This window comes from Gaiella sp., assembly GCF_057140465.1.
This window is the reverse complement of sequence record NZ_DBNHWK010000036.1, coordinates 1-5,232: the sequence shown is the minus strand read 5'-3', so window position 1 is coordinate 5,232 and position 5,232 is coordinate 1. Positions and strand designations below refer to the sequence as shown.

Annotated in this window: 4 protein-coding genes and 1 pseudogene; all 5 read right to left on the bottom strand. The window is 73.2% G+C overall.

Annotation, left to right across the window (positions count from 1 at the left end; genetic code table 11):
• A pseudogene (locus AC162C_RS05445) lies at positions 1 to 273 on the bottom strand (phosphoribosyltransferase); the annotation flags it as partial.
• Complete coding sequence (locus AC162C_RS05440) at positions 270 to 1,331, bottom strand: sigma-70 family RNA polymerase sigma factor (protein ID WP_484096663.1); 1,062 nt, start codon at positions 1,329 to 1,331, stop codon at positions 270 to 272. The gene AC162C_RS05440 and the pseudogene AC162C_RS05445, both read right to left, overlap by 4 nt.
• A 185-nt stretch (positions 1,332 to 1,516) precedes the next feature.
• Complete coding sequence (locus tag AC162C_RS05435; RefSeq protein WP_484096664.1) at positions 1,517 to 2,884, bottom strand: aspartate aminotransferase family protein; 1,368 nt, start codon at positions 2,882 to 2,884, stop codon at positions 1,517 to 1,519.
• A gap of 100 nt (positions 2,885 to 2,984) precedes the next feature.
• Positions 2,985 to 4,163: an acyl-CoA dehydrogenase family protein gene (locus AC162C_RS05430; protein WP_484096662.1), complete on the bottom strand. Its 1,179-nt coding sequence runs from the start codon at positions 4,161 to 4,163 to the stop codon at positions 2,985 to 2,987.
• Between the two features lie 39 nt (positions 4,164 to 4,202).
• A partial coding sequence (locus tag AC162C_RS05425; protein WP_484096661.1) for a flavin monoamine oxidase family protein occupies positions 4,203 to 5,232 on the bottom strand: 1,030 nt, incomplete at its 5' end.

Below are 5,232 nucleotides of genomic sequence, written 5' to 3'. Positions count from 1 at the left end.
CCGTTCGCCGAGCAGGTCGACGTCGAAGACGTTCGCGCGGTCGAGCTCCTCGGCGGCCGTCAGGAGGTCGAGGAGCAGGGTTGCGATCCCGCGCCGGTTGAGCTCCTCGGCGACGAACCGGTTGCGGGGGCTGAGGCGGCTCGAGCCGCTCCCGTGCGCGAAGATCGTCACCCCGATCGCATCGCCGGGGACGACGAGGTCGCCGACGAGCCCCGGCCCCACCGGGATCGCGAGCTCGGACACGACCGTCGGTCGGCGAGCGGACGTCCTCATGCCGCGTCCTCCATCAGGGCCGCGATCTCGCGTTCGAGCGCGAGCCGCTCGAGCGCCTCCCGCTCGAGCGAGCGCACGCGGTCGATTCCGACTCCGAGGCGTCGCGACGCCTCCGTCAGCGAGACGGGCTCGGCGTCGCCGTCGATCCCGTAGCGCAGCTCGATCACGCGTCGCTCGTCCGCTGGCAGCGCGTCGAGTGCCCGGCGGAGCGCGTCGCGGCGGAGGCTGACGTGGATGTCCTCCGTCAGCTCCCGCTCCGGCTCGGCCGCGAGCACCTCGCCGAGCGCCCCGGCGTCCTCGTCCCCGAGGGGCTGGTCGAGGCTCGCGACCGCCCGCGCCGCATGGCGCACCCGCTCGATGTCGACGAGGCGCACCTCGAGCCGTGCCGCGAGCTCCTCGTCCGTCGGCGGGCGCCGGTGCTCCGCGACGAAGTCGGCCTGCACCTTGCCGATCTGCCGCTCCCGGTCGGCGACGTGCACCGGGAGCCGGATCGTCCGCGACTGGTTCGCGACGCCCCGCTGGATCGCCTGCCGGATCCACCACGTCGCGTACGTCGAGAACTTGAAGCCCCGGCGCCAGTCGAACTTCTCGGCGGCGCGGATCAGCCCCAGCACGCCCTCCTGGATCAGGTCGAGCAGCGCGATCTCCGACCGCTGGTACCGCTTCGCGATCGAGACGACGAGCCGCAGGTTCGAGTTGACCAGCTGCTGCTTCGCCTCGAGGTCGCCGCGCTCGATCCGCTTCGCCAGCGCGACCTCCTCCGCGGCCGTGAGCAGCGGGTAGCGCGAGATGTCACGGAAGAAGAGCTGCAGCGCGTCGGTCGTCGTCTCGGCGAGCTGGCCGTTGACGTACGTCGAGGAGCGCTCTGGGCGGCTGCAGTCGTCGTCGAGCGCGATGCCGCGGGCAGCGAGCTCGTCGAGCAGCGCCGCCTCGGCGTCGTCGTCGAGCCCGCCCGCGTCCACCACGTGCTCGACCTCCGAGAGCTTCAGGCAGCCCTCCTCGGCTCCTCGCTCGAGGAGCTCGAGCACGCGCTCGTCGGGCTGCGTCGGTTCCGGCACGAGGCGCTCCTCGGTTTCCCCCCCAACGATGACGCCGACGGGTGCGCCGCGCATCGGGCGATCCGCGCACCCGTGCTCGCGGGGAAGTACCGACGCCCGACGGGCGCCGCCGGGCTCTCGTCCGCTGGGCGCGCCGGCGCGCACGCGCCGGGCGCTGCCCGACGCGATGCGCGCGTGAGCCAGGGCTACGCCGTCAGGTCGGCCGCCATCTCGTCGAAGGCGGCGACGAAGGCGTCGCAGTCCTCGAACGAGTGCGTGACGGACAGCGTCCACTCCTCCTCGCGGCCCGGCGTCATGAACACGCCGCGGTTCATGTTGTAGAGCCACGCGAGGTCGGCGAGCTCCGCGTCCTGGTGCGCCTTGAACGACTCGTAGTCGACGATCGGCTCGGGCGAGAACGTGACGCACCCCTTGGAGCCGACGCCGATCGAGTAGCCGGGGAACCCGTAGCGGTCGATCACGTCCTGGCAGCCGCGGAGGATGTGGTCGTTGAGCGCGTCGAGGTGCGCGTACGCCTCCGGGGTGAGCACCTCGAGCAGGTTCGCCCGGGCCGCCGCCATCGACAGCGGGTTCCCGTTGTACGTCCCGACCTGGTAGACGCTGCCGTCCTCGACGACCGAGAAGACCGCCTCGGTGCCGCCGATCGCGCCAGACGGGAGGCCGCCGCCGAGCGCCTTCGCGAGCGTGACCATGTCCGGCATGACGCCGAAGCGCTCGGTCGCGCCGCCCGCGGCGATGCAGAGGCCGGTCTTGACCTCGTCGAAGATGAGGACGATCCCGTGCTTTCGCGTCAGCTCGCGGACGGCCTCCAGGTATCCGGGCTCGGGGAGCACGACCCCGAGGTTCATCATCGCCGCCTCCATGATCACGCAGGCGGGCGGGCGCCCCTCGTCGACCAGCCGCTCGATCCGACGCTCCATCGCGCCGGCGTCGTTGAACGGGACCGGGATCGTGAGCTCCGAGACCGCGTGAGGGATGCCGGCGCCGTACGGGATCGACTGGTAGTCCTCCCGGTCGCCGAGCTCCGCAGGGACCGACCCGATCGCGACCATCACCCCGTCGTGATGGCCGTGGTAGGAGCCGGCGATCTTCACGACCGTGTCGCGCCCGGTGAGCCCACGCGCGATCCGGATCGCGTCCATCGTCGCCTCCGACCCGGAGTTGACGTAGCGCCACTTCGGGAGCCCCCAGCGGCGGGCGAGCTCCTCGCTCACGACGACGGCGTCCTCCGTGGGCGCCGCGAAATGGGTTCCGAGCTCGATGCGGGCGTTGACCGCGTCCGTGATCGCGGTGTGGGCATGGCCCTGCACCATCGAGCCGAACCCGTTGTGGAAGTCGAGCATCTCGTTCCCGTCGACGTCCCAGACCCTGGCGCCCTTGCCGTGGGACAGGTAGAGCGGCCACGGATGACGCACCTGGTAGGAGGAGGCGACGCCGCCGGAGAGCGACCGTCGCGCCCGCTCGTACATCGCCCGCGAGCCCTGCGTCCGCCCGTCGAGCCGCTGCGCCTCCCGCTCGATCAGCTCCTTGATCCGCTCCCGGTCGATCGCCACATGCTCCCTCGTCGTCACGTCGTCGCTCCTTCCCTGTGCAGAATCGGTCTCTTCGTGCGCATTCGTGTCGGCTGCGAGGCCTCGTCCGCCCGGGCCTCCGTCACTCCCACCCGAGGTAGGGCCCTGCACCGCGCTTGAGCAGTCCCCGCGCGAGGATCAGCCGCTGGATCTCGCTCGTCCCCTCCCAGATCCGGTCGACGCGCAGCTCGCGGTAGAACCGCGCCGCCGGGCTGTCCGTCGAGTACCCGCGGCCCCCGAGGGCCTGCACGGCACGGTCGGCGACGCGTCCCGCCATCTCCGAAGCGTAGAGCTTCGCCATCGACACCTTCCCGTGCACGACCTTCCGGTCGGCGAGCGTGTCGAACGCGTGGGCGGCGTGGTAGGTCAGCAGCCGGGCGGCGTGCAGCTCGGTCAGCGAGTCCGCGAGCGGGAACGACACGCCCTGGTAGGCGGCGATCGGCGACCCGAACGCCATCCGCTCCTTCGCGTACGCGGTGGCGAGGTCGAGCAGCCGCTCGGCCGCCCCGCAGCACCGCGCGGCGATGAACAGCCGCTCGACGAGGATCCACTCCTTCGCCCCGGCATCCCCGCTCGCCGGCACGCGGTTCGCCTCGGGCACGCGGCAGCCGCGGAACGCGATCTCCGGATGGTGGTCGAGGTACGGGTCGTGGAGGAACCCCGGCGTGCGCACGATCTCGAGGCCGGGTGCGTCGGGCTCGACGAGGAACAGCGTCTGCTCGCCGTCGGCGACGGCGAGCACGATGTAGACGCCCGGTTGGCCCTCGCTCGTCACGAACCACTTCTCGCCGTCGAGCACCCAGTCGTCTCCGTCCCGGACGGCCGTCGTCGTGATCCCGGCCAGGTCCGACCCGGCGCCGGGCTCGGTCAACGCCCACGCCTCGCGGTACGTGCCCTGCGCGATCGGCAGCACGTAGCGCTCGACCTGGTCGGCGGTCGCGATCTCGTACAGCTCGCGCGGGCCGCGGTCGACGACGGCGAACCCGAGCCCGTTCGTCGCCTTGCCCGACTCCTCCTCGACGGCGACCTGGCCGAGCATCGAGAGGTCCCGACCGCCGAGCTCTAGGGGCATGTTGAGCATCGCGAAGCCCTCTGCCCGGGCGGCGGCGCGCAGCGCGTCGACCTCCGCGGCGTCGATCGAGCCCCGGGCCGCGATCCGCTCCTCCATCGGCAGCACCTCCCGCTCGACGAAGCGTGCGACGCGCTCCTTGAGCTCGAGGATGTCGGGGGGTAGCTCGGGGACGATCACGGGGCCCTCCACGGTCGACGCGTTGACCGCACGGTCAGGATTCGCGCCAGCCTACCCGCGGGCTGTCCGGTGTGCGAGGCCAGGGAGCGCCGCGACGACCTCGTCGGCGGCCCGCAGGCCGCTCGCGAGCGCGCCCTCCATCAGCGAGGTCCGCACCCCCGCCGTGTGCTCGCCGCAGGCGTGGAACGGGCCGGCGGCTGCCCACGCCTCGACGGGCGGCGAGGCGGTGGAGTACGCCGCCGCGACCCACGGGTCGTCGTCCCAGGTGGACAGGAGCGCCTCGTCTCGGGAGAGCGCGAGGTCGGGCCGCAGACGCGCGAGCGACTCGACCCACGCCGTCGGGCCCTCGGTCACGGCCAGGCGGTCGAGCGCCGGGGACGAGCCGGCGAACGCACTCGCCACCGGCTGCACCGCGCCGCGGTCGCCCGTCGCCGTCCAGGTCCAGTAGCGCTCCGGCACGGAGAGGACGGCGCTCGGGACGGTGGCTGCGGTCAGCGGCACGAAGAGCTTCGCGGCGTGCCCGTACTCCACGGCCGAGTAGGCGGAGCGGAGCGCCGCCGGCAGCTCGGGCTCGAACGCGAGTCGTCCGACGACGCTCGCCGGGACGGCGAGCACGACCCGCTCCACCCGGAGCTCGTGCCCGGCTGCGGCGAGGGAGGCCCCGTCGGCGTCCCACGCGATCCGCGCGACGGGGCTCGAGAGGTGGAGCGCGTCCCCGAGCGCGGCGGCGAGCGCGTCGGCGATCCGCTGGTTCCCGCCGGCGATGCTCGGGGCGCGTTCGTCGGAGTGGGCCGCCAGGCCGGCGAGCTCGGCAGCGTCGACGCGGTCGGCGGTCGTCGCGCTCGACACCTCGACACGCGCCCGGATCGCCTCCCGCGCTCCGGCATCGAGGGGCAGTCCGTCGAGCAGCTCGGCGGCCGAGATGCCCGTCCGCCCGGCGCCGTGCGGGAGCGCCGAGCGCACCGCCTCGAGCGCCTCGCGCAGGCGTCCCGGGTCGACGGCGATCCCGCCCCGCGGCTCGCGCGTGCCGTAGCGCATGCCCTTGTCCCAGAGCCCGAGGCCGAACCGCTCGGCGTACGAG